The organism is Pantoea sp. AS-PWVM4 (assembly GCF_000468095.1).
GTDB lineage: Bacteria > Pseudomonadota > Gammaproteobacteria > Enterobacterales > Enterobacteriaceae > Pantoea > Pantoea phytobeneficialis.
On sequence record NZ_ASZC01000007.1, the window covers coordinates 124576 to 147705 of the forward strand.

General features: G+C 53.1%; 19 protein-coding genes and 2 pseudogenes. 11 read left to right on the forward strand and 10 right to left on the reverse strand.

The features are described from left to right. Positions 1 to 153: 153 nt before the first annotated feature. Positions 154 to 1464 carry a shikimate transporter gene (shiA, locus tag L579_RS08980; protein ID WP_021183935.1) on the reverse strand — a complete coding sequence of 437 codons (1311 nt, stop codon included), beginning with the start codon at positions 1462 to 1464 and terminating at the stop codon, positions 154 to 156. A gap of 349 nt (positions 1465 to 1813) precedes the next feature. Between shiA and L579_RS24160 the strand changes: the two are divergent. Then, positions 1814 to 1936 (forward strand): annotated as a pseudogene (locus L579_RS24160) (transcriptional regulator); the annotation flags it as partial. A 133-nt stretch (positions 1937 to 2069) separates the two neighbouring features. Here L579_RS24160 and L579_RS08985 read toward each other — a convergent pair. The 8 genes from L579_RS08985 to fliB form a co-directional block, all read right to left on the reverse strand. Next, complete coding sequence (locus tag L579_RS08985) at positions 2070 to 3227, reverse strand: mandelate racemase/muconate lactonizing enzyme family protein (RefSeq protein WP_021183936.1); 1158 nt, start codon at positions 3225 to 3227, stop codon at positions 2070 to 2072. A gap of 6 nt (positions 3228 to 3233) precedes the next feature. Then, on the reverse strand, positions 3234 to 4583 hold the full coding sequence (locus L579_RS08990; protein ID WP_021183937.1) for an MFS transporter: 1350 nt from the start codon (positions 4581 to 4583) through the stop codon (positions 3234 to 3236). A 74-nt stretch (positions 4584 to 4657) separates the two neighbouring features. After that, a complete protein-coding gene (locus tag L579_RS08995) occupies positions 4658 to 5290 on the reverse strand; it encodes a 2-dehydro-3-deoxy-6-phosphogalactonate aldolase (RefSeq protein ID WP_021183938.1) in 633 nt (210 codons plus the stop codon). Next, a complete protein-coding gene (locus L579_RS09000) occupies positions 5283 to 6215 on the reverse strand; it encodes a 2-dehydro-3-deoxygalactonokinase (protein ID WP_021183939.1) in 933 nt (310 codons plus the stop codon). Before L579_RS09000 ends, L579_RS08995 begins: the two co-directional genes overlap by 8 nt. Positions 6216 to 6264: 49 nt before the next feature. Continuing rightward, a complete protein-coding gene (locus tag L579_RS09005; protein ID WP_021183940.1) occupies positions 6265 to 6936 on the reverse strand; it encodes an RraA family protein in 672 nt (223 codons plus the stop codon). Beyond that, complete coding sequence (locus tag L579_RS09010) at positions 6920 to 7951, reverse strand: C-terminal binding protein (RefSeq protein WP_021183941.1); 1032 nt, start codon at positions 7949 to 7951, stop codon at positions 6920 to 6922. The genes L579_RS09005 and L579_RS09010 overlap by 17 nt, the downstream gene beginning before the upstream one ends. A 173-nt stretch (positions 7952 to 8124) precedes the next feature. Continuing rightward, positions 8125 to 8817: a GntR family transcriptional regulator gene (locus L579_RS09015; RefSeq protein WP_021183942.1), complete on the reverse strand. Its 693-nt coding sequence runs from the start codon at positions 8815 to 8817 to the stop codon at positions 8125 to 8127. A 144-nt stretch (positions 8818 to 8961) separates the two neighbouring features. After that, the gene (gene fliB, locus L579_RS09020; protein ID WP_051337955.1) at positions 8962 to 10248 is read right to left on the reverse strand and encodes a flagellin lysine-N-methylase; all 1287 of its coding nucleotides are present in this window, start codon (positions 10246 to 10248) and stop codon (positions 8962 to 8964) included. A 70-nt stretch (positions 10249 to 10318) separates the two neighbouring features. Here fliB and L579_RS23945 point away from each other — a divergent pair, with 70 nt between their 5' ends. Together L579_RS23945 and L579_RS23950 are read left to right on the forward strand one after the other, a co-directional pair. Beyond that, positions 10319 to 10498 carry a hypothetical protein gene (locus L579_RS23945; RefSeq protein WP_036626040.1) on the forward strand — a complete coding sequence of 60 codons (180 nt, stop codon included), beginning with the start codon at positions 10319 to 10321 and terminating at the stop codon, positions 10496 to 10498. 29 nt (positions 10499 to 10527) lie between these two features. Then, positions 10528 to 10773 (forward strand): annotated as a pseudogene (locus L579_RS23950) (ISNCY family transposase); the annotation flags it as partial. Positions 10774 to 10983: 210 nt separating this feature from the next. Here the strand turns inward: L579_RS23950 and nifJ are convergent. Further along, positions 10984 to 14493 (reverse strand): pyruvate:ferredoxin (flavodoxin) oxidoreductase, encoded by a 3510-nt coding sequence (gene nifJ, locus L579_RS09035; protein ID WP_021183945.1) that lies wholly within the window; start codon positions 14491 to 14493, stop codon positions 10984 to 10986. Between the two features lie 355 nt (positions 14494 to 14848). On the opposite strand from nifJ, the gene nifH reads away from it, so the two are divergent. The 8 genes from nifH to L579_RS09075 all read left to right on the forward strand — a co-directional run bounded on the left by nifH (position 14849) and on the right by L579_RS09075 (position 23114). After that, positions 14849 to 15730 carry a nitrogenase iron protein gene (nifH, locus tag L579_RS09040; protein ID WP_021183946.1) on the forward strand — a complete coding sequence of 294 codons (882 nt, stop codon included), beginning with the start codon at positions 14849 to 14851 and terminating at the stop codon, positions 15728 to 15730. A 12-nt stretch (positions 15731 to 15742) separates the two neighbouring features. Beyond that, a complete protein-coding gene (gene nifD, locus L579_RS09045; RefSeq protein WP_021183947.1) occupies positions 15743 to 17191 on the forward strand; it encodes a nitrogenase molybdenum-iron protein alpha chain in 1449 nt (482 codons plus the stop codon). Positions 17192 to 17246: 55 nt separating this feature from the next. Continuing rightward, positions 17247 to 18809: a nitrogenase molybdenum-iron protein subunit beta gene (gene nifK / locus L579_RS09050; RefSeq protein ID WP_021183948.1), complete on the forward strand. Its 1563-nt coding sequence runs from the start codon at positions 17247 to 17249 to the stop codon at positions 18807 to 18809. A gap of 41 nt (positions 18810 to 18850) precedes the next feature. Then, entirely contained in the window at positions 18851 to 19081 is a 231-nt protein-coding gene (gene nifT, locus L579_RS09055) for a putative nitrogen fixation protein NifT (RefSeq protein WP_036626044.1), read from the forward strand. Further along, entirely contained in the window at positions 19081 to 19743 is a 663-nt protein-coding gene (locus L579_RS09060) for a NifB/NifX family molybdenum-iron cluster-binding protein (protein ID WP_036626236.1), read from the forward strand. The genes nifT and L579_RS09060 overlap by 1 nt, the downstream gene beginning before the upstream one ends. 163 nt (positions 19744 to 19906) lie before the next feature. Then, positions 19907 to 21280: a nitrogenase iron-molybdenum cofactor biosynthesis protein NifE gene (nifE, locus tag L579_RS09065; RefSeq protein WP_021183951.1), complete on the forward strand. Its 1374-nt coding sequence runs from the start codon at positions 19907 to 19909 to the stop codon at positions 21278 to 21280. Between the two features lie 15 nt (positions 21281 to 21295). Continuing rightward, positions 21296 to 22669, forward strand: coding sequence for a nitrogenase iron-molybdenum cofactor biosynthesis protein NifN (nifN, locus tag L579_RS09070; RefSeq protein ID WP_021183952.1), 1374 nt, complete (start codon positions 21296 to 21298; stop codon positions 22667 to 22669). Then, entirely contained in the window at positions 22656 to 23114 is a 459-nt protein-coding gene (locus L579_RS09075) for a NifB/NifX family molybdenum-iron cluster-binding protein (protein WP_036626047.1), read from the forward strand. The genes nifN and L579_RS09075 overlap by 14 nt, the downstream gene beginning before the upstream one ends. The last annotated feature ends 16 nt before the right edge of the window (positions 23115 to 23130 follow it).

Below are 23130 nucleotides of genomic sequence, written 5' to 3' on the forward strand. Positions count from 1 at the left end.
TTAACGAATTGCCATATTGTTCCAGGGAAGAAGGGGGCATGGTGGAAAATCACCACCACAACTTTACCCTCAGCTTCGAGTTTAGTCAGGAACCCGTTGAAAAACCGGTGGCGCAAAGTGGGAGCCCGATGGCTGCCCACTCATCAAGCGCAGTTAGTGAGATTTTTTCATAAACAACGCGGTGCCTGCGGAGAGCAGGCAGCCAGCCAGAAGGTAAATTGCCACGCTATGCCATTGGCCACCTGACAGGGTGACTAAAGAGGCCGCAATAAACGGCGTAAAACCACCGCCAACTACGCTGGCGACCTGATAACCCACCCCTGCGCCGCTGTAGCGATAACCTGCACCAAACATTTCAGTAAACATGGGTTGCTGGACACAGACGACCATATCATGCGCAATATTCGCCAGCATAATTGAGAAGAATATTATCCAGACGAGAGATTTTGCCTCCAGTGCCATAAAGAAAGGAAAGGCACTCAACATACCGATCACCGCACCGATGATGTAAATGCGATGACGACCGAAGCGATCCGCTAAATGGGCAAAGCAGGGGATGGTAAGACAGCTTAGGCCACCGACCAGCAGACCGATATTAAGGAACAGTTCGCGTGGCAAGCCTAGATTCTGTGTGGAATAACTCAGTGCGAACGCGGTAACGATATACATTGTCAGTAATTCACACAGACGCAGTGCGATAATCTTTAAAAACGCACCCGGATGACGCACCAGCGCCTCCATGACAGGTATGCGAGATTTCTTTGATACATCTGCTTTCTGCTGGCGCTCAAATTCAGTGGATTCTTCCATGCCTTTTCGTATCCACAGCGCGGCAAGCACAAGGATCGTGCTGCATAAGAAAGGGATGCGCCAACCCCAGCTCAGAAATTGCTGGTCCGATGTTAAATGACTGATGAGTGAAACCAGTCCGGTGGAGAGTAAAAGTCCCACGCCGTAGCCGACCTGAACACCACTGCTGTAAAAGGCTTTTTTCCGCTCAGGTGCACTTTCTACTGACAGCAACGCTGCACCTCCCCATTCTCCACCAACGGCAAAGCCCTGTATGGCTCGCAATGTGACCAGCAACACCGGTGCATACCAGCCAATGCTGGAAAAGGTGGGCAACAGGCCGATAAGGGCGGTGGAAATACCCATCATCCAGACCGTCATCATCAACATGCGTTTACGGCCCAGACGATCTCCAAAATGGCCGAAGATTATCCCGCCCAACGGCCGGAACAGAAAGCCGACACCAAAGGTGGCGAATGCAGCGAGTGTTCCCATCGCTGGGCTAATCTGTGGAAAGAATTCATGGTTAAAGACCAGGGCGGCAGTGATGCCGTAAAGCAAGAAGTCATACCAGTCAACCACCGCACCGGCAAAGCTACCCCAGGCAGCACGCCGGGCACGATTCAGAGACGGAGTTTTGTTCATGGCTGATGGTGAAATAAGTGGAGAATCCATAGTTGTCCTGTTTGCACTATTTTTAGTTGTTAGAACGAGCAGCAAGTCATTCTTATCAAAGCGGGCATCATTCAGAGTCGGCCAAGAGACTACTCTGTCATCAGCTTGGATGAAACCCTTATCCGGGGATACTTGCGCGAAGCTGTCTGTGCCATAAGGCTAAGCTGAGAGGCTGTACAAGTTATTCAAATCGGTCACGCAAGTATCAATTGATAAAAAATAAATACTTATCAATGAGATATAAAAGTGCGCAAAATGATAGTTATGTTAAATTACCTGTCCCTCTATCACGGCCAGTCTGCGTCACCATTCCCTACCCGTAACTTCTGAATTATGAGGATTATCACTGATGACTATGCATAACCCCCCACACGCGGGTGAAATTATTTCCGATATTATGGAGGATCTCGATATCGGCATCAGAGAGCTAGCCCGTGCTCTGGCCGTTGCGCCCTCCACAGCTTCACGTATGAATACAAGTTATAAGCCAGCCCCTTTAAAAGGTGCCAACTGAGCCGATTAAGAGGCTTCAAAGCCACTGTTTCTTAATGACATTCCCGAACTGGGCAGGCTACCTGTTCTGCCCAGATTTCAGGAGTGTTACTTCAGAATATGTTAGCAGTCAGAGCGTTCTCTTTTAAAAACTCACGATTAATCGTGAAGCCCAACCCAGGCTCTTGCGGCAACGTTAACCAACCCTGTTCATGTTCAAGCGGATTCTCGACCAGCGCGGTGCGGAACGGATGTGATGATGTGTCGTATTCGAAAAGCGGTTGGCTGGCATAGAGCGCATAGTGGGTGACCGGGGTTGACGCGATCAGATGCAAAGAAGCGTATTGGCCCACCGCAGTGCCCCAGACATGAGGGTTGACCTGAACGCCGCCTGCCGTGGCTAACACGTTAATATGACGTAATGCAGTCACCCCACCCGCCAGGCAGATATCCGGTTGAGCAATATCAATGGCCTGAGATGCAATGAGATCACGGAAGCCAAACAATGAAAACTCCGCTTCACCACCCGCGATGGGAATATCCAGCGCATCCCTTACCCGGCGGTAAGCAACATAATCTTCAGGAATAACCGGCTCTTCCATCCACAGCAAATCGTAATCGGCCAGGGCGCGTCCAAGGCGAATGGCATCATTGGCACCGTAGCCGTGGTTAACATCGACCATAAATTTGCTGCGTTCACCAACGGCTTCCCTGATCGCAGACATCACTTTTACGTCATCATCAACACCAAAGCCCAGCTTCACCTTCATCAGGGAAAAACCAGCCTCACTGTGGCGTATCGCCTCACTGGCCATAGCATCCGTCTGGCCGCGCCCTTCCGTGCGGAAAAAACCTGTCGCATAACATTGCACGCGCTCACGAAACGCGCCGCCAAGCAGTTGCCATAGCGGCATTCCCGCCGCTTTACCGCAGATGTCCCACAACGCAATATCAACTGCGCTGATGGCCCCCAGCACCACCCCCTTACGGCCGTAATCTCGCGTTTTGACATACATGTCATGCCACAAGACTTCTGTATTGCGCGGATCTTTACCGATGATCAATGGCTTCAGGGCGCTGTTGATGGCGGCGGCAGCGATTTCAGGAGGCTGCAAGCCAACACTGAACGTCTCACCCCACCCCTCAATGCCTTCGTCGGTGGCAATGCGTACCAGCACGGTGGATCGTCCCTGCACCCAACCTTGTGAGTAGGCAAATGGCCGATCCAGTTTGCTCTTCAGGATATAGGTTTCTACTTCAGTAATTTTCATCTCAGATTACTCCTGCGTAGCTTGTGCCATAAGGGATGAGGATTTTTCTTCGCGGATAACCGGCTTACCGACAAACCAGAAATAAATACCTGCGCCAAGCACTGAGACAACCGCGGAAATCAGAAACACCAGCGTAAAACTGTGAGTAGCATCGACAATCGCGCCAGCGACCAGCGGTGAAACTGTCGCACCGAGGAAGCCACCGAAATTCTGCACTGCGGCGACAGAGGCTACGGTGCCAGGGGCCGTGACTTCGGCTGGAATCGACCAGGCATGCGCGACTACGCCACCATTAAAACCGAGTGCAAACGCCATTAAGATCACCGCGACAGTCAGGCCTGCACCTTCACCGAACATGCCATTAAATGGCAGTAGCGCCAGGACGATAGCCTGTAACACCAGCGCACCAATGATGGTGACCTTCTTGGCTTTAAGTGTGCTCCAGCCGGAACGTTCGGAGAGCTTACCTGAAATCACACCGCTCACGAGATCACCGATGATCGCACCAATCCACGGGACGCTGGCGACCAGTCCTAAAGAGGAAAATTTAATCCCAAACTGGTTAATAATATAAAGTGGGATAAAGACCAGGAAAATCTGATAAACCCACATATTACAAAAGAAACCCGCCATCATGCCCCACATCGTTTGATGTTTGAATAATTCCCTCCAGGGTAAATTATTTTTTGTAATTATGGGGGTGGCATCATGCTGAATATATTCGCGTTCTTCTTTTGTCAGGGACTTATGTTTCTCAATATCCCGATAGAAGGCAAAAAATATCACTGCGGCAATAATCCCTGCCCCACCGGCAATGAAATACATTTCACGCCAGCCAATTTCTGAAACGATCCAGATCAGTAAAAAGGTAAAGAAGGCCGGTCCTACTTTAAGTGCAGCATCCCAGCTGGCATTGGCGATGCCCTGCTCCTTTTTTGGGAACCAGCGGGTAACAATTTTATTCGTGGCTGGTAAGGAGGGGGCTTCAGCCAGACCGAGCCAGATACGGGCCAGTATAAATCCAGTAAGCGTATAGGACATACCCATCGCGACTGTCGCGGCACTCCAGATGATCACGGACGCGCCCAACAGGATACGCGGGCTGAAACGATCGACAAACCAGCCGGAAGGTAATTGACCAAATGCATAAGCTAAAGCAAAGGCGCTTCCCAGCAGGCCGATATCCGTAGCGGTGATATGCATTTCAGTTTGCATTACCGGCGCTGCGATAGAAAGCGTCAGGCGGTCAATATTATTAATGATCGCCAGCAGGCACAGTAACCCTAGCACTCCCCAGCGTTGCCGCCCGGGAGGTTTCATGGTCGAGCTTTGTTTTGACAGAGTAAATCCAGACATTTATTTTCTCCTGTAGGGTAGAGAGAATAAGGCTACGTTCTTTATGCCGTAGCCGTTTTATTACGGGAAAATAGTTATTGGTTTTTTATGGCGTCCCAGGCGTGCACCAGATTTATTGCTCTTTGCGAAACCGTTCGTGCGTTATCTCCGGCTTTATACAGATTGCTACCAAGCCCGAAAAAATGAATACCGGCTTGGTGATAATCAATAAACTGTCCAGCCTCTATCCCGCCAACCGCGCCCAATGGGATGTCGGAAGGTAGAACTGCGCGCAGCGCATTGATACCACTGGCCCCCATCACCGATGCCGGAAAGAACTTAAGGCCGCTGGCTCCTGCGGCAATCGCCGTAAAAGCCTCGGTCGCTGTAAACACGCCCGGCAGAGATAACATGCCCCGTGAACGGGTTTGCTCAATGACGGCCTTATCGACGTTGGGACTGACGACGATGCCGCCACCACAGTCAGCCAGTCGGTCGACATCATGTGGGTCCAGCACCGTGCCAGCACCGATGAGAATGTCCGAAGGTAATGTTTTTATCAGCCGTGATATGGCTTCAAACGGTTGCGGGGAGTTCAGGGGAACCTCAATGATCTCGATTCCCGCCTCGACCAACGCATAGCCAATATCCACCACTTCGTCGGGTTTAACACCCCGCAGTATGGCGATAAGCCCCCGTTTAGCACCTGATAAATTTAATTCAGACATGATGTTGCTCCTCCTGCCGCTGCCACAGGGTTTGTGCGCTCTGGAACAGCCCGGCGCGTACCGCTTCGTCAGCATCCACCAGGGTGACAGCAAAGCCCGCCAGCGTTAAAGCCTGGCGATAAAGCGCGGTGAGGGAGCCTGATGCAATTAACATTACATGGCGCTGCGACGTCTGTTGATAGCATGCCGCTATCTCTGCACCAATCAACAATCCCGATAAGCGCGAGGCGCTTGCTGCCGGGGTGCAGTCACTCAGTAAGGTGGTTGAGCGAACAGTGAACAACTGTTGAGTGAGTGATCCCCCACTTAACATCAGCTTCACTGCCGCGATAAACGCCGGAGAGTGTTCATCAATTTCACCGACAGCATCGGCGACCGCGTGGCGCAGGATAGAATGCGTGCTCATCAGGCTGAACAGTTCCCCGGTCATAAACGTGCTAAAACCGGTGACAACCGCATCCTCCAGCGTTACCCATTTGCTGTGAGTGCCGGGCATCACGATCAATCCGTTCTTAAGCTGGCCTGATCGCACTGCACCCAACAACATGGTTTCCTCGCCACGCATGACATCGTAAGCCGGTGAACGTTGGCACACGCCTGGCAAGATGCGGATGTCTCTTTCGCCAGCAATTCTGATCGGTGACAACAGAAGCTCGTTCACCGTCAGCGGGACCGTGCTGTAACCGGCGTCCTGCCAGCCCTGGCGGGAGCCCGCCATCCCACAAATCAATACCGGCAGGTCGGTTGATGCGCCAAGTTCCGCCAGATGCTGCTCCAGCACGCGTGAAAACGACCGGTCGGCCATACTGCCTAACCCCTGGTGGGTACGCACTTCACTCAGGGTTTTGCCCTGCCCGTCCACCAGCCACAGTCGAAAGCTTGAGGTGCCCCAGTCACAGAGTCCAAATTCCGCAGTGTTGCTCATCTTTATCTCCGGGTTCACATGCTCTGCACCCTGGGTGCAGAGCAAACGGTCAGATACGGCCAAACTCTGCCAGCAGGTCTTCAACGGTTTTGCCCTGCTTCACCCATTCGCGCGTGGCCTGTTCACGCTCAACCTGTTCTTTCGCCAGATTTAAAACGTCTTGCGCATTTTCCTGGGGGATCACCACCACCCCCATCAGGTCAGCCACGATAAAATCGCCAGGTTTTACTAACTGACCGCCGACCGCGATGGGAACGTTGATGGACAGTTCTTCTTTACGCCCGGAAAACATGGTGTGGGTACCGCGAGGGGTGATCGCCCGGCTCCAGATTGGCCAGTTAATATCTTCCAGTTCATCGGTGTCGCGCCCGGCCCCGTCAATGATCATGGCGCGAATCCCACGATTCTGCGCCAGGCCCCCCATCAGCCCTCCGCAAACGGAGGTATTACCGTCACCGCCGGCATCCACCACGATCACATCACCAGGTTGTCCCATCTCCAGTGCTTTCAATGGATCAACCAGGTCGCCTTTAGAGAGCTGCACGGTAATGGCCTGTCCACAGACTTTGGCGCGGAATGCAGGTTTAATGCCGCTGTCCATCACGCCAGTGCGATACTGCACATCGGCAAAAACCGCAGCAATGGAATAGCTCTGCAATAAAGCGTCAAACTGAGCCAACAGCTCTGGCTGGCGGGTGAAATCATTAAATTGCTTCAGCATGGTCATTTGCTCCTTTGCTGCGAAGCGCAAGGGCTTCGCCATTAACCGGGAATCGAGGTGTTTTGCCTGTCAGCACGCTGGCGACTTCAGTGGCCGCCAACTGGCGTGCGGCACGAATTGATTCTTCGGAGTAGTAGGCCGAATGGGGTGTCACGATGACATTTGGCAGAGAGAAAATCGGGTTGTCCGCAGGATTCCATTGCGCGCGTTTTGCCGGTTCCTCTTCGGGATCGTCCAGTGCTGCACCGGTGATCCAGCCTTCATGCAGTGCGCGGTACAACGCCTGATTATCGATAGTGGGGCCACGTCCGGTATTAATGATTAACGCCCGACGCTTCATGGCTTTGAATTCTGCTTCGCTAAGGAAATGACGGGTATCCGTGGTCATCGGTACCTGCATCATGAAAATGTCGGATTGTGTGATGAGCGTTGCTTTGTTGACCAGTTTCACCTGATGTTGCTGTGCTAATGCCGGATCGATGTAAGGATCGTAGACGATGACATTCACGCCAAAGGCGCGAGCGCGTTCGGCGATTGCCTGGCCAATGCGGCCAAATGAAACAATCCCCATCGTTTGTCCACGCAGGCGATAGACAGGTGCGCCGGATTGCCACTGCCAGATGCCCTGATGTGTGGCGGTATTGTAAGCAAACAGGTTACGGGCCAGAGCCAGCCACATGCTGATGGCATGATCGGCGACTTCCTCGGTGCAGTAATCCCGCACATTTGTTACCAATATGTTGCGATTGGTGGCGGCGTCCACATCGACAATATCGACACCGACACCGTAGCGGGCAATCACCTTGCATTGTGTCATGGCGGAGATCACCTTTGCGCCGACACGGGCGTACTGATTCATGATGGCGTCGCAATCACGCGCAGCTTCAACCAGGTCATCCTCAGATTTCGCCTGTAAACCAATAACATCCGCACCTGCGGCATTGAGGATCTCTTCTTCAATGGCGATGTCGCCGTAATCGTAATCAGTAATAACCACCTTAAATCTTCGACTCATCAGACGCTCCTTTAACCAGATTGAGTAGTTTTCGTGACCTGCATTAGCAGCCGGTTTTGAAAAAAACTAACTGAGATCTGGTATACCAGTCAAAGAAAAGTTAAAAAAATGTGACCAGGATTGGTTTTTTAGTGATTACGCAGGAATGGGCCAGGTATCCCTGGCTCAGAAGATCAGGAGGACGTCGTCAGGGAAGCCGCGTCGGCGGCGGCAATGTCTTCAACGCCGATTTCATAGGTTTCGCGGGTACGGCCTAAATGGCGTTCGAGAATGGTCAGAACTTCTGCGTGCGCATCATTTCTGATGGCGGCAACAATGTCACCATGTTCCTGATAAGAAAGGGATGTGTGCTGAGGTTTTGCAGACAGATGGGTACGTAGCGCCGCAATCTTCGCTGCATAACGCACATAAGAGTTGGTCAGGTAAGCGTTGTCACAGAAATCAAAAAAGCGCTGGTGGAAATCATTATCCAGCTCCAGATAACGGCGAAAATCCCCCTCACTCTGAGCGACATCCATTTGTTTCACCACTGCATCCAGTGCATCAGCCAGCCCTTTTGCATTCTGCTGCATAGCCAGAGTGAGTGCCGCGGTTTCAAGAACCTGTCTGAAAGCACAGATTTCGCGGACTTCTCTGGCGCTCAGTGTAAACACCCGCACGCCTGATTGCGGCTTGATCGTAACAAGCCCTTCGTTACTGAGTTGGGCAAGCGCTTCACGAACCGGTGTTTTTGAGACATTCAACTCAGCGGCAACCGTGCGTTCGCTAATGGCTGCACCCAACGGAATATCGCCATGAACTATCAGCTTACGAACGTGATCGGTTACCACCGCTGTCAGTGACTTAGGTCGCTCAAAATCTGCCACGGATGACTCCCTGTTGATGGACGAGATGCCACATTTTAGCGAATCAACTCAGGACAACAATCCTTTTACATTTATTACTGGTTAGTCAGAGGTCGTTAAGATGATGTCTGCGGCCTGGATGATCATCCGCCTCGGGGAATACCATCACTTCAACAGATAAGCCAATGAAAGATTATCGTTAAACGTTATCCTGCCAATTTCAGTCAAAAATGCATCCTCTGCATTTTTGTCATGTCTTGCGATACTGTGATAGCTATAGACAATATTAATCACGTCATCTTCAGTGAAGTTATCATTCAGCGCAATACTTGCAGCAATTAGCCACTTTAGTAATAACCATTCCGATATCATCAAATAAAGGTTGGTGAAAAACTCTCTTCCATTCTTCTGTGGGAAAAAATCCTCATACATACGATACTGGATATAGTTACTAAGCAGATGGGGGCGTTCCTGGAACCAGGGGCGTGCTTTATCTTGCCAGATTGTATTTATTCGCTGCATTGTGTCTGCGGAATTGTTGCTTTGCAAATCATGCAGTTTTTGCGAATAAAATCGTAGGGTGGACCACCCACGACCTTCATTTTTTTCACCAAGGTATGTTTGCAGTCGAGAAAGGAGTTCGGATTGTAGCTGATAATTCGGATTTAATTCATCAATGTTTTTTCTAATTTGATCGTTATGAATCGCCGTCTGGATATCCTCGAAATAATTTAAAATATTTCCTTCCGGCTCATTGTCTTTTGCCAGTTTATCACGATAAAAGAATAACAAGATGATACCGTAAAAGCCCGCCTCGATGTCTGAACCGCAGGTTAGCATAATGTTGGTGCACATCAGATTGAGCAGACGATCGTGCTCGCTAATGTCTGGTGCATCCAACGCCTCGGGACTTGGCTTGATTTTTTCGCTGTAGAGCATCGCGCCCGGCGTTGTTAACAGTCTTTTTGCCGCCTCCGGGCACGATAAGGTCAGGTTACTTCTGATTTCATATTTATAGCTGGCGTAAAGACGTGGATAGATCGCACAGGTGGTGCTGAGCGCTTTTTCCCCAAGTGACTTATGCACTTTGCACAAGCGATCTTCATCAAGAAAAGTACAGTTACCATTACTTGTTAATTTTATTTTTCCCCAACGACTCTGGCTCTCTTTAGTGGTAATAATATTTTCAACTGCAATGTGACGAATTTCAATTGCTTCGCTCTGCATGTATCGATTTACCGTTGGTTCATCGAACTCAATATCCCATCCTTTGCAGCAATGGTCCGGGCAGGCACTACCCACACATTGAAACTGGTTGAAAAATGCCGGTTCTACAATAACGATCTCTTCCATTAACGCAGCGCTCTCTTTAAAGAAGAAAAAATAACAATGCTCAACGATAGCAACAGGTGAATAAATCGATAGTAGAAAATAATAACCAAATTGCTGCATGTTCTGCTCATAAAATACCGTTTTAGAGCGAGGGATGCCTGTGGATTTGGCGATATAAAAGGCGGGCGCTGTGCAATTTAACTTGTTTTTAACATTATTGATGGGAAATAAAGACATGGAAAGAGAATTAAAAGCATATAATGTTAAAGAAGACAGGCGTCCTATATTTCAGAAAAGAAAATTATTCTTAGCCATTTGGGGCATGCCTGCGGCTTCTGAGTCAATGAAGAATGTTGAAGTCTCTGAATAGCGGGTATACATTTCAGTTTTTCCCCGCCAGATGCAGAAGGTTTTATTCGCGAACTGGCCCAACGTTTGCCACAGCATGAGAATGAACTTATGACCATTGCACAACAACTTGAGCAAAAAGGTGAGCAGAAAGGCCTACAAAAAGGCAAGCAAATCGCTGAGCGCGATACCCGGCTGGAAATCGCCCGCAATATGCTTGAAAGCGGTTTTGACTGGGCATCTGTCATGAAAATGACCGGTCTTACTGAGCAGGACCGTCAGCATATTAAGCACTAATGATGTTGCCCTGCTAAGCCCAAACACCTGGTAAGTTAGATGCAGCACAAGCGTTAGCGTTGAAGAGAACACATGCTGCGTCAGCAGGAACATTCAAACTCTCCCTTGCGCCCCAGAACAATAAGCAGGAATAATTTTGAAGATGGCAAGGACATGAGCGAGCAGCGCGTGTCCTGCGCTGCTCAAGCCTTCTTTTCCTTAAGATATAAATTACTCACCCGCCATGCGCCTGTACTGCTCAAAGCGTTGTTTTGCATCCTGTTCCGTCTGTTCGAACAATTGATCCACAATATCTGGCGCTGTCCGACGCAGCGAAGCATAGCGCACCTCGCCCAATAAAAAGTCGCGGAAACTCTCTTCCGGTTCCTCCGAATCCAGGATGAACGGATTCTTGCCTTTCTCTGCCAACTGCGGGTTATAACGCCACAGATGCCAGTAGCCAGCGTCGACCGCACGCTTCGCTTCGCGATGGCTGCATCCCATGCCTGCTTTTAGCCCGTGGTTGATGCACGCCGCATAGGCTATGACCAGGGAAGGACCGGGCCATGCTTCCGCTTCGGCAATGGCCCGCAACGTCTGAGCTTTATCGGCCCCCATAGCAATCTGCGCGACATAGACGTTGCCGTAACTGAGCGCCATCATACCCAGGTCTTTTTTACGGGTGCGTTTGCCTTGCGCTGCAAATTTGGCAATAGCCGCAGCCGGTGTCGATTTCGAGGATTGACCGCCGGTATTGGAATAAACTTCGGTATCATAAACCAGTACATTCACATCCTCGCCTGAAGCCAGCACATGGTCTAAGCCACCAAATCCAATATCATAGGCCCAACCATCGCCACCAAAGATCCACTGCGAGCGTTTGGCGAAGTAGTCCTGATTTTGATAAAGGCGATTGAGCAAGTCATCATCGCCCTTTTCTTCCGCCAGCAGCGTACTCAGAAGCTCACCACGTTCTCGCGTACCGTTGCCCTGATCTTTCAGCGTCAACCATTGCTGCAATGCCTGATTCAGCTCAGCACTGAGCGGGCGTTTCAGGGCTTCGGTTGCATAATGGGCGAGTTGTTCGCGCACTGCCCGACCGCCCAACATCATACCAAGGCCAAATTCGGCGTTATCCTCAAACAGCGAATTCGCCCATGCCGGTCCCTGCCCTTTATGGTTGGTGGTCCAGGGAATGGAGGGGGCACTGGCTCCCCAGATGGATGAACAACCGGTGGCGTTGGCGATCATCATTCGGTCGCCAAACAGTTGTGTCACCAGCCGCGCATAAGGGGTTTCACCACATCCGGCGCAGGCACCGGAAAACTCCAGCAGCGGGGTTTCGAACTGGCTGCCTTTTACCGAGGTTTTGCCAAATGGATTGGGTTTTGGGGCCAGCCCCAGTGCATAGTCCCACACCGTGCTCATATGTCGCTGACTTTCCAACGGCTGCATACTGAGCGCCTTGCCCCTGGAGGGGCAGATATCGACGCAGTTTCCGCAGCCAGAGCAGTCCAGCGGCGAGATCGCCAGGTGATATTCATAATCGGTGGCGCCTTGCGCGGGTTTACTTAACAGCTCCGGCATCGCGAAATAGCGTTCCTCATTGGTCAGCAGTGCCGGACGCACGGCGGCATGGGGGCAGATAAACGCACATTGATTACATTGGGTACAACCCTCAGGCTGCCACACCGGTACATCCCGTGCGATGCCGCGTTTCTCCCAGGCCGACGTACCGGTGGGAAAGGTGCCATCTTCGCGACCGGCGAAGGCACTGACCGGTAATTTATCGCCACACTGGCGATTCATCGGCTCAAGAATGTCATTGATAAAATCAGGCACCAACTGCGCGACGGCGGGATGATCTTCTCCGGTTGCCCAACGTTCGGGCACCATCACTTCCTGCAATGCTTCCATCCCCAAGTCAATGGCCGCATTATTCATGTCGACCACGTTTTGTCCTTTGCTACCGTAGGATTTCTCAACTGCCTGTTTTAAATAGGCGGCGGCTGTTGCTGGGGCGATGATCCCGGTCAGTTTAAAAAACGCCGCCTGCATCAGCATATTGAAACGCCCTCCCAGCCCCAGGCGGCGGGCAATGTCCACGGCGTTCAGGGTGTAAAATCGAATCCCGTTACGCGCGATGTAGCGTTTCATACTGGCGGGGAGTTTCGCCTCCAGTTCCTCGCCAAACCAGGTGCAGTTAAGCAGAAAGGTGCCGCCAGGATTCAATCCTTCCAGCAGGTCGTATTTGTCGACATAAGATTGCTGCGAACAGGAGATAAAATCGGCGCGATGGATCAGGTACGGGGCATTGATCGGACGTTGACCAAAGCGCAGATGAGACACGGTAATCCCGCCCGATTTCTTCGAGTCATAGGCGAAATACGCCTGCGCGTACATCGGGGTGTTATCCCCGATGATTTTAATCGCGCTTTTGTTGGCGCTTACGGTACCGTCCGAACCTAATCCCCAGAATTTACAGGCGGTGATGCCTTCGGTAGAGACTTGCACCTCCTGAACGGGCACCGGCAGGGAGGTATGGGTGACATCATCAAAGATCCCCAGGGTAAAGCCATCTTTAGGCTGCGGTTTTGTCAGATTTTCAAAAACTGAGACGATATGTGATGGCAGGACATCTTTACCACCGAGGGCGTAACGCCCACCGACGATCAGCGGCGGATTAGCACGTTGGTAAAAGGCATTTCTCACATCCAGACACAGCGGTTCGGCTTGGGCGCCCGGCTCTTTGGTCCTATCCAGCACCGCGATACGTTTTACGCTGGCAGGAATGCGGGCAAAAAAATGCGCTAACGAGAATGGCCGAAACAGATGGACCATCAGCACCCCAACCTTCCCGCCGCTGTCGAGCAGGGCGTCAACCACATCCTGAATGGTGTCGCATACCGACCCCATGGCAACAATCATCTGCTCGGCATCCTCCGCACCGTAATAATCGAACAGATGGTATTCCCGGCCAGTGATGGCGGCGATCTCCGCCATATAGCTTTCGACAATCTCCGGCAATGCGGCATAGAAACCGTTGGCGGCCTCGCGTTCCTGAAAATAGATATCCGGGTTCTGGGCTGTGCCGCGGATAACCGGATGATCGGGGTTGAGGGCATTCCGGCGAAACCGGTCCAGCGCGTCGGTATCCAGCAGCGGTGCCAGCGCATCGTATTCCAGCACCTCAATCTTCTGGATTTCGTGCGAAGTGCGGAAACCGTCAAAGAAGTTAATAAAAGGCACGCGCCCTTTGATGGCGGCCAGATGGGCCACCGCAGACAAATCCATCACCTGCTGCACATTACTTTCTGCCAGCATCGCACAGCCGGTCTGGCGTACAGCCATGACATCCTGGTGGTCGCCAAAGATATTTAACGAATTGGTTGCCAGCGCCCTGGCACTGACATGAAACACGCCAGGTAACAGTTCACCGGCGATTTTGTAGAGATTGGGGGTCATCAGCAGTAACCCCTGGGAAGCGGTATAGGTGGTGGTTAATGCCCCCGCCTGTAGCGCCCCGTGTACCGCGCCCGCAGCACCCGCTTCCGACTGCATCTCCATCACCCGCACCGGTTGACCAAACAGGTTCTTTTTCCCGGCAGCCGCCCACTCATCAACATTTTCCGCCATAGGCGTGGAGGGGGTGATGGGGTAAATCGCCGCCACATCGGTAAAGGCATAGGAGATCCAGGCCGCCGCCGCGTTGCCATCCATCGTTTTCATCGTTCCGGACATGTCTGTTTCCTCGAAAATCGTCGTGACCTTGCCCGAAGCACAGCCTGTGCCAGTTTATATTAAACGAATAAAAACAATGAGATGAATTGGTTGCATGTTGCACGGTGCGGGATGTATTGCGCGGAACAACACAGCCAACCCGACAACCTGTTGTACAGCCGACAAATTAACCGGCCACGCCGGAATTGTGCTGTTTCCAACAATTGGTCTGGCGATTGTTTCTTCTTTGTTATGCCCGGCAGCGACACGAAAACAACATGCCTATATTTATCAATGCATTAGCCATCCTGGCACGGCTGGTATGTTCCCTGCACAGATTCCTGAGCAAACACACCAAACCAACAGGAGACATACGATGACCATGCGTCAATGTGCCATCTACGGCAAAGGTGGTATCGGCAAATCCACCACGACACAAAACCTGGTCGCCGCACTGGCGGAGATGGGTAAGAAAGTAATGATTGTTGGCTGTGATCCCAAAGCGGACTCCACCCGTTTGATCCTGCATGCCAAAGCTCAAAACACCATTATGGAAATGGCCGCAGAAGTCGGTTCCGTGGAAGACCTGGAGCTGGAAGATGTGCTGCAAATTGGTTATGGCGACGTGCGCTGTGCCGAATCCGGTGGCCCGGAGCCAGGCGTTGGCTGTGCCGGTCGAGGCGTGATCACGGCTATCAATTTCCTTGAAGAAGAAGGTGCCTACGTGCCCGATCTCGACTTCGTTTTCTATGACGTGTTGGGGGACGTGGTGTGCGGTGGTTTTGCCATGCCTATCCGTGAAAACAAAGCGCAGGAGATCTACATCGTCTGCTCCGGTGAAATGATGGCGATGTATGCCGCCAACAATATCTCCAAAGGGATCGTGAAATACGCTAAATCCGGCAAAGTGCGGCTCGGCGGGTTGATTTGTAACTCACGTCAGACCGACCGCGAAGATGAGCTGATCATCGCGCTGGCGGAGAAACTCGGCACCCAGATGATCCACTTCGTTCCTCGCGACAATATCGTCCAGCGCGCCGAGATCCGCCGGATGACGGTGATTGAGTACGACCCCACCTGTAAACAGGCCAATGAGTATCGCACCCTGGCGAGCAAAATCGTCAACAACACCATGATGGTGGTCCCCACCCCCTGCACTATGGATGAACTGGAAGAGCTGCTGATGGAGTTCGGCATTATGGATGCGGAAGACACCAGCATCATCGGCAAAACCGCAGCGGAAGAAAACGCCAACTAACAGGATGCGCCCATGAGCAATGCAACAGCCGATCGCAATCTGGAGATCATCCAGGAAGTGCTGGAGATCTACCCGGAGAAAACGCGCAAGGAACGCCGTAAACACATGATGGTGACCGACCCGGAGATGGAGAGTGTCGGAAAATGCATCATCTCTAACCGCAAATCACAACCGGGCGTGATGACGGTGCGTGGTTGTGCCTATGCCGGTTCCAAAGGGGTGGTGTTTGGGCCGATCAAAGATATGGCCCACATCTCGCACGGCCCGGTAGGTTGCGGTCAATATTCACGCGCCGGACGCCGCAACTATTTCACCGGCATCAGCGGTGTCGACAGTTTTGTCACCCTTAACTTCACCTCCGATTTTCAGGAACGCGACATCGTGTTTGGTGGGGATAAAAAACTCACCAAACTGATTGCGGAGATGGAGGAACTGTTTCCGCTGACCAAAGGGATCAGCATTCAGTCGGAGTGCCCGGTTGGGCTGATTGGCGACGATATCTCTGCCGTCGCCAAAGCCAGTAGCACCGCCATCAACAAACCGGTGGTGCCGGTACGTTGCGAAGGCTTTCGTGGCGTATCTCAGTCGCTGGGGCACCATATCGCCAATGATGTGATCCGTGACTGGGTGCTGGACAACCGTGAAGGGCAACCTTTTGCAACCACACCCTATGATGTGGCGATCATCGGTGACTACAACATCGGCGGTGATGCCTGGGCCTCCCGTATCTTGCTGGAGGAGATGGGGTTGCGGGTGGTGGCGCAGTGGTCAGGCGACGGCACGCTGGTCGAAATGGAAAACACCCCGTTTGTGAAGCTCAACCTGGTGCACTGCTACCGTTCAATGAACTACATCTCACGCCATATGGAGGAGAAGCACGGCATTCCGTGGATGGAATATAACTTCTTCGGGCCAACCAAAGTGGCGGAGTCGCTGCGTAAAATCGCCGATCAGTTTGATGACCACATTCGTGCCAATGCCGAGGCGGTGATTGCCCGCTACCAGGCGCAAAACGACGCCATCATCGCGAAATATCGCCCACGTCTGGAAGGCCGCAAAGTGCTGCTTTACATGGGTGGGCTGCGCCCACGCCATCTGATTGGTGCTTATGAAGATCTGGGCATGGAGATCATCGCCGCCGGTTACGAGTTCGGTCATAACGACGACTACGACCGGACTCTGCCGGAACTGAAGGAAGGCACATTGTTATTCGATGATGCCAGCAGTTATGAGCTGGAAGCCTTTGTCAAAGCGCTCAAGCCGGACCTGATCGGCTCGGGTATCAAGGAAAAATACATCTTCCAGAAGATGGGCGTGCCGTTCCGCCAGATGCACTCCTGGGACTACTCCGGCCCCTATCATGGCTATGACGGCTTCGCCATTTTTGCCCGTGATATGGATATGACGTTAAACAATCCCGCCTGGGGCCAGCTTACCGCGCCCTGGTTGAAGTCCGCCTGACATCTCTTATGCAATCCCGTCAGTTCACAGATTTGTGGCGCGGGAGGAGAAAAACATGAGCCAGACTGTTGATAAAATTCATAATTGTCATCCCTTATTTGAACAGGATGAGTACCAGAAACTGTTCAGTGGCAAACGATCTCAGGAAGAAGCCTGGGATCAGGCACGGGTGCAGGAGGTATTCCAGTGGACGACGACTGCCGAATATGAAGCCCTGAATTTCAAACGTGAAGCGCTGACCATTGATCCGGCCAAAGCCTGCCAACCGTTGGGCGCGGTGCTCTGCTCGCTGGGGTTTGCCAACACCCTGCCCTACGTGCACGGTTCTCAGGGATGCGTGGCCTATTTTCGCACCTATTTTAACCGTCATTTTAAGGAGCCGGTGGCCTGCGTGTCAGACTCGATGACCGAGGATGCGGCGGTATTCGGTGGCAATAACAATATGAATACCGGGCTGCAAAATGCCAGCACCCTGTATAAACCGGACATCATCGCCGTCTCCACCACCTGCATGGCAGAGGTGATTGGCGATGATTTACAGGCGTTTATCGCCAACGCCAAGAAAGATGGTTTTGTCGATGCCAGCCTGCCGGTGCCGTTCGCACATACACCGAGCTTTATCGGCAGCCATATCACCGGCTGGGACAATATGTTTGAGGGTTTTGCCAAAACCTTCACGGCCGATCACCAGGCGCAACCCGGCAAAATTCCCCGCCTGAATATGGTGACTGGCTTCGAAACTTATCTGGGCAATTACCGTGTATTGAAGCGCATGATGGCGGAAATGGCGGTGCCCTGTAGCCTGCTGTCTGATCCCTCTGAGGTGCTGGATACGCCGGCAGATGGTCACTATCACATGTACGCCGGAGGCACCACGCAGCAGGAGATGCGTGAGGCTCCCGATGCCATCGACACCCTACTGCTGCAACCGTGGCAACTGGTGAAAAGCAAAAAAGTGGTACAGGAGATGTGGAATCAGCCGGCGACTGAGGTGCAGGTGCCAATGGGGTTGGCTGCGACCGACGACCTACTGATGACCATCAGCCAGCTCACCGGCAAACCCATCCCCGCTGCGCTGGCGCTGGAACGTGGCCGCCTGGTGGATATGATGCTGGATTCCCACTCCTGGCTGCACGGTAAAAAATTCGGGCTGTATGGCGACCCGGATTTCGTTATGGGCTTAACACGTTTTCTGCTGGAGCTGGGCTGTGAGCCAACGGTGGTGTTGTGTCACAACGGCAACAAGCGCTGGCAGAAAGCCATGAAAAAGATGCTGGAAGCGTCACCCTATGGCAAAGAAAGTGAAGTGTTCATCAACTGCGACCTGTGGCATTTCCGCTCACTGATGTTTACGCGTCAGCCGGATTTTATGATTGGTAACTCCTACGCCAAATTCATCCAGCGCGACACCCTGGCAAAAGGCGAGCAATTTGAGGTGCCGCTCATTCGCCTTGGTTTCCCGTTGTTCGATCGCCACCACCTGCATCGCCAGACCACCTGGGGCTACGAAGGTGCCATGAGCATGCTCACCACGCTGGTGAACGCCGTGCTGGAGAAAGTGGACAAAGACACCATCAAACTCGGCAAAACCGATTACGGCTTTGACCTTATCCGTTAACCATCATGCGCCCCGCCGGAGCGGGGCCACAGGAGGACATGATGCCAATGGTGATTTTTCGACAACGTGGTGCCGACTTGTATTGTTATATCGCCAAGCAGGATCTGGAGGCCAAAGTGACGCAGGTTGAACATGATACGCCGGAACGCTGGGGCGGAGCGATTTTGCTGGAGGGGGGGCGTTGCTACTACGTCAGCGAGCAGCCGGGACGTCCGAACTTCCCGGTGAGCCTGCGCGCCAGCCGCGATGCACAAATGCAGGAGGGGAGATGATGTCTGATAACGATGTACTTTTCTGGCGTATGCTGGCGCTGTTTCAATGCCTGCCGGAGTTACAACCTGCGCAGATCATGGCCTGGCTGACCCACGATTTGGATGAAGCGCTGACCCCTGCCCGCCTCGCGGCTTTCACTCAGCGTCAGCTCGAAGCCAACTTTCCTGGTCAGGAGGTGATGATGTCACCGGGACGCTGGTCGCGGATTCGATCCTGTCTGCGCGGGGAATTGCCCTGGCATCTGCATATTGAAACCTTCCCGCAGCGGAAACCCCAGTTGCGCGTAGCCTTTTGTTCGCAGGACGGTCTGATGATCAATGGCCATTTTGGTCAGGGGCGGTTGTTCTTTATTTACGGCTTTGACGATGAGGGGTGCTGGCTGCACAGCTTGCGCCGTTATCCTTCTGCGCCGCAGGAGGATGAGCCAAATGAAGTTCGGGCGAAGTTACTGGATGACTGCCAGTTATTGTTTTGTGAAGCGATTGGCGGACCAGCAGCAGCCCGGTTGATCCGTCACAACATCCACCCGATGAAAGTGGCACCCGGACTGGCGATCTCGTCCCAGTGCGACAACATCAAAACGCTGCTTGCCGGACGATTACCGCCGTGGCTGGCGAAACGACTCGACCGTGCCAATCCGTTAGAAAGTCGCGTGTTCTGATCCGCCCTCTGCCTCACAAGGCACAGTGTGTCTTGTGGGGTCCCTGTCGTCATTGTCTGCTTTGTCGTAAAAACGACAACATTTTCTTCTTAAAAATCAATGCGCATTAGCTGGTCTGCGATTTGCAACAGGCAAGGTAACCCAATCTGTCAATGAGGTCACTATGAAGGGGAACGAGATACTGGCGCTGCTGGATGAGCCTGCCTGTGAGCATAACCACAAACAAAAGTCCGGTTGTAGCGCGCCAAAACCCGGCGCGACGGCGGGAGGTTGCGCCTTTGATGGCGCACAAATCACGCTGCTACCGATTGCCGATGTGGCGCATCTGGTTCATGGCCCAATCGGTTGCACCGGCAGTTCCTGGGATAATCGCGGCAGTTTCAGCTCGGGGGCGCTGATTAACCGGCTGGGCCTGACCACCGATTTAAATGAACAGGATGTGATCATGGGGAATGGGGAGCGCCGCTTATTTCACGCGGTGCGGCATATCGTCAATCGTTACCATCCGGCGGCGGTATTTATCTATAACACCTGTGTCCCGGCGATGGAGGGTGACGATATCGAGGCGGTGTGCCGGGCGGCGGCAACCGCCACCGGCGTGCCGGTGATCGCCATTGATGTTGCCGGTTTTTATGGCAGCAAAAACCTCGGTAATCGGCTGGCCGGGGAGATGATGGTCAAACAGGTGATTGGTGGGCGTGAACCGGCCCCGTGGCCCGAAGATTCCCCTTTTCTGCCGGAACATCGTCACGATATTGGTTTGATCGGTGAATACAATATCGCCGGGGAGTTCTGGCATATCCAGCCGTTGCTGGATGAACTGGGCATTCGCGTGCTGGGTACCCTGTCCGGTGATGGACGTTTCGCCGAAATCCAGACGTTGCATCGTGCGCAGGTCAACATGCTGGTGTGCTCCCGCGCGTTAATCAACGTGGCGCGCGCCCTCGAACAACGCTATGGCATCCCGTGGTTTGAAGGCAGTTTCTACGGTGTGCGTGCCACTTCGGAATCCCTGCGGCAGTTGGCCGCGTTAACCGAAGATCACGACCTGATGCGGCGTACCGACGCGGTGATTGAGCGTGAAGAACAGGTGGCTAATCAGGCTCTGGCCCCCTTCCGAGAGCGCCTGCGTGGGCGCAAAGCGCTGCTTTATACCGGTGGCGTGAAATCCTGGTCGGTGGTGTCGGCGTTACAGGATCTGGGTATGACCGTGGTTGCCACCGGTACGCGTAAATCCACCGAAGAGGATAAACAACGTATCCGCGAGCTGATGGGCGACGATGCTTTGATGCTGGATGAAGGTAACGCCCGCACCTTGCTCGATGTGGTGTATCGCTACCAGGCGGACATGATGATCGCCGGTGGGCGCAACATGTATACCGCCTATAAAGCACGGCTGCCGTTCCTCGATATCAATCAGGAACGTGAGCATGCCTATGCGGGATATCGGGGCATTGTCACGCTGGCCGAGCAACTGTGCCAGACGCTGGAAAGCCCGATATGGGCACAAACTCATGCGCGCGCACCGTGGCATTAATCACAGGAGCAGGTTATGGCAGAGATTATTCGTTCGAAAAAACCGTTGGCCGTCAGCCCGATCAAAAGTGGACAGCCGCTGGGGGCCATCCTTGCCAGCATGGGGTTTGAACACTGTATCCCGCTGGTACATGGTGCGCAGGGGTGCTGCGCCTTTGCCAAGGTGTTTTTTATTCAACATTTTCACGACCCGATCCCACTGCAATCCACCGCGATGGACCCGACGTCGACCATTATGGGGGCCGACGACAATATCATGACGGCGCTCAACACGCTGTGTCAGCGCAATAACCCGAAAGCTATCGTGCTACTCAGCACCGGGTTGTCGGAGGCGCAGGGTAGCGATATTTCCCGCGTGGTACGTCAGTTTCGCGAGGCCTCTCCACGCCATAAAGGGGTGGCGCTATTAACCGTCAACACCCCCGACTTTTATGGCTCGCTGGAGAATGGTTTCAGTGCCGTGGTGGAAAGCATGATTGAGCAATGGATACCGGAAACTCCGCTGCCTGCGGGGAGGAACCGACGCGTCAACCTGCTGTTGAGCCATCTGATCACCCCCGGCGATGCGGAGTTGCTGCGCAGCTATGTCGAGGCGTTTGGCTTGCAGCCCGTGATGGTGCCGGATCTGTCATTATCGCTGGATGGACATCTGGCGAGCGGCGACTTTTCTCCGGTGACACAGGGGGGCACGTCCCTGTCGCAGATAGAACAGATGGGACAGAGCTTGTGCACCTTCGCCATCGGTGTCTCTCTGTCGCATGCTGCTTCGCTGCTGGGAAGACGCTGCCGTGGTGAGGTGATCGCCCTGCCGCATCTGATGACGCTGGATTTCTGCGATCAATTTATCAATCAACTGAAGTTGATCTCCGGTCGCAACGTACCAGGCTGGATTGAACGGCAGCGCGGGCAGCTTCAGGATGCGATGATCGACTGTCATATGTGGTTGCAGGGGGTGCCGATAGCGATGGCCGCGGAAGGCGATTTGCTGGCGGCGTGGTGTGATTTTGCTGCCAGCCAGGGCATGGTGCCCGGTCCGATTATTGCCCCGGTCAGCCAGAAAGGATTATCCCGTTTGCCGGTAGAAAAGGTGGTGATCGGTGACCTGGAGGATATGCAGGATCTGCTGCGTCTCACCCCGGCCAACCTGTTGGTGGCGAACTCGCATGCGGTCGATCTGGCACAGCACGCAGGTTTATCCCTGATTCGCGCCGGTTTTCCCATTTATGACCGGCTGGGCGAGTTTCGTCGGGTGCGGCAGGGTTATATGGGAATGCGCGACAGCCTATTTGAGCTGGCGAATGTGATGAGCCAGCACCACCATTCCCTTACGCCCTGGCACTCACTCTTACGTCAGCAATTTGCTCCGGGAGCACAGCATGTACCACATTAACCGGCAGTTCAGTACGGTCTGCGCTGAGGAGTGGCCGATGAAAGTGGCCTTCGCCAGTTCGGATTGTCTTCATGTTGACCAGCATTTTGGCGCGACCCCACGTCTGGTGGTGTATGGCGTAAAGGAACATGAAGTCATGCTGTTACGGGTGGCCGACTTTTCGGTATTTTCAGGTCATCTGGAGGAGAAAATCAGCTGCCGCATCAACGCGCTGGAAGATTGTGTCACCCTGTATTGTGTGGCAATCGGCGAAAGGGTGTTTCGCCAACTGCTGCAAATTGGCGTGCGCGCCGTGCGTGTGCCGGCGACCACCACCATTGGGGAATTGCTCCAGGAAATACATCACTACTGGTACGACAAAGAGCAACGCAAAAAGATGCGTGATCCCGAACGCTTCGCCCGACTGCTGGAGGAAAAGGAATGGGATGATAAAAACCTCCGCTAGTCGTTTCTCTGACACA

Bases quoted from the DNA above. Each gene is read 5' to 3' on its own strand.
- shiA (WP_021183935.1), bottom strand. From the start codon at position 1,464: ATGGATTCTCCACTTATTTCACCATCAGCCATGAACAAAACTCCGTCT.
- L579_RS08985 (WP_021183936.1), bottom strand. From the start codon at position 3,227: ATGAAAATTACTGAAGTAGAAACCTATATCCTGAAGAGCAAACTGGAT.
- L579_RS08990 (WP_021183937.1), bottom strand. From the start codon at position 4,583: ATGTCTGGATTTACTCTGTCAAAACAAAGCTCGACCATGAAACCTCCC.
- L579_RS08995 (WP_021183938.1), bottom strand. From the start codon at position 5,290: ATGTCTGAATTAAATTTATCAGGTGCTAAACGGGGGCTTATCGCCATA.
- L579_RS09000 (WP_021183939.1), bottom strand. From the start codon at position 6,215: ATGAGCAACACTGCGGAATTTGGACTCTGTGACTGGGGCACCTCAAGC.
- L579_RS09005 (WP_021183940.1), bottom strand. From the start codon at position 6,936: ATGCTGAAGCAATTTAATGATTTCACCCGCCAGCCAGAGCTGTTGGCT.
- L579_RS09010 (WP_021183941.1), bottom strand. From the start codon at position 7,951: ATGAGTCGAAGATTTAAGGTGGTTATTACTGATTACGATTACGGCGAC.
- fliB (WP_051337955.1), bottom strand. From the start codon at position 10,248: ATGCAGCAATTTGGTTATTATTTTCTACTATCGATTTATTCACCTGTT.
- nifJ (WP_021183945.1), bottom strand. From the start codon at position 14,493: ATGTCCGGAACGATGAAAACGATGGATGGCAACGCGGCGGCGGCCTGG.
- nifH (WP_021183946.1), top strand. From the start codon at position 14,849: ATGACCATGCGTCAATGTGCCATCTACGGCAAAGGTGGTATCGGCAAA.
- nifD (WP_021183947.1), top strand. From the start codon at position 15,743: ATGAGCAATGCAACAGCCGATCGCAATCTGGAGATCATCCAGGAAGTG.
- nifK (WP_021183948.1), top strand. From the start codon at position 17,247: ATGAGCCAGACTGTTGATAAAATTCATAATTGTCATCCCTTATTTGAA.
- nifT (WP_036626044.1), top strand. From the start codon at position 18,851: ATGCCAATGGTGATTTTTCGACAACGTGGTGCCGACTTGTATTGTTAT.
- L579_RS09060 (WP_036626236.1), top strand. From the start codon at position 19,081: ATGTCTGATAACGATGTACTTTTCTGGCGTATGCTGGCGCTGTTTCAA.
- nifE (WP_021183951.1), top strand. From the start codon at position 19,907: ATGAAGGGGAACGAGATACTGGCGCTGCTGGATGAGCCTGCCTGTGAG.
- nifN (WP_021183952.1), top strand. From the start codon at position 21,296: ATGGCAGAGATTATTCGTTCGAAAAAACCGTTGGCCGTCAGCCCGATC.
- L579_RS09075 (WP_036626047.1), top strand. From the start codon at position 22,656: ATGTACCACATTAACCGGCAGTTCAGTACGGTCTGCGCTGAGGAGTGG.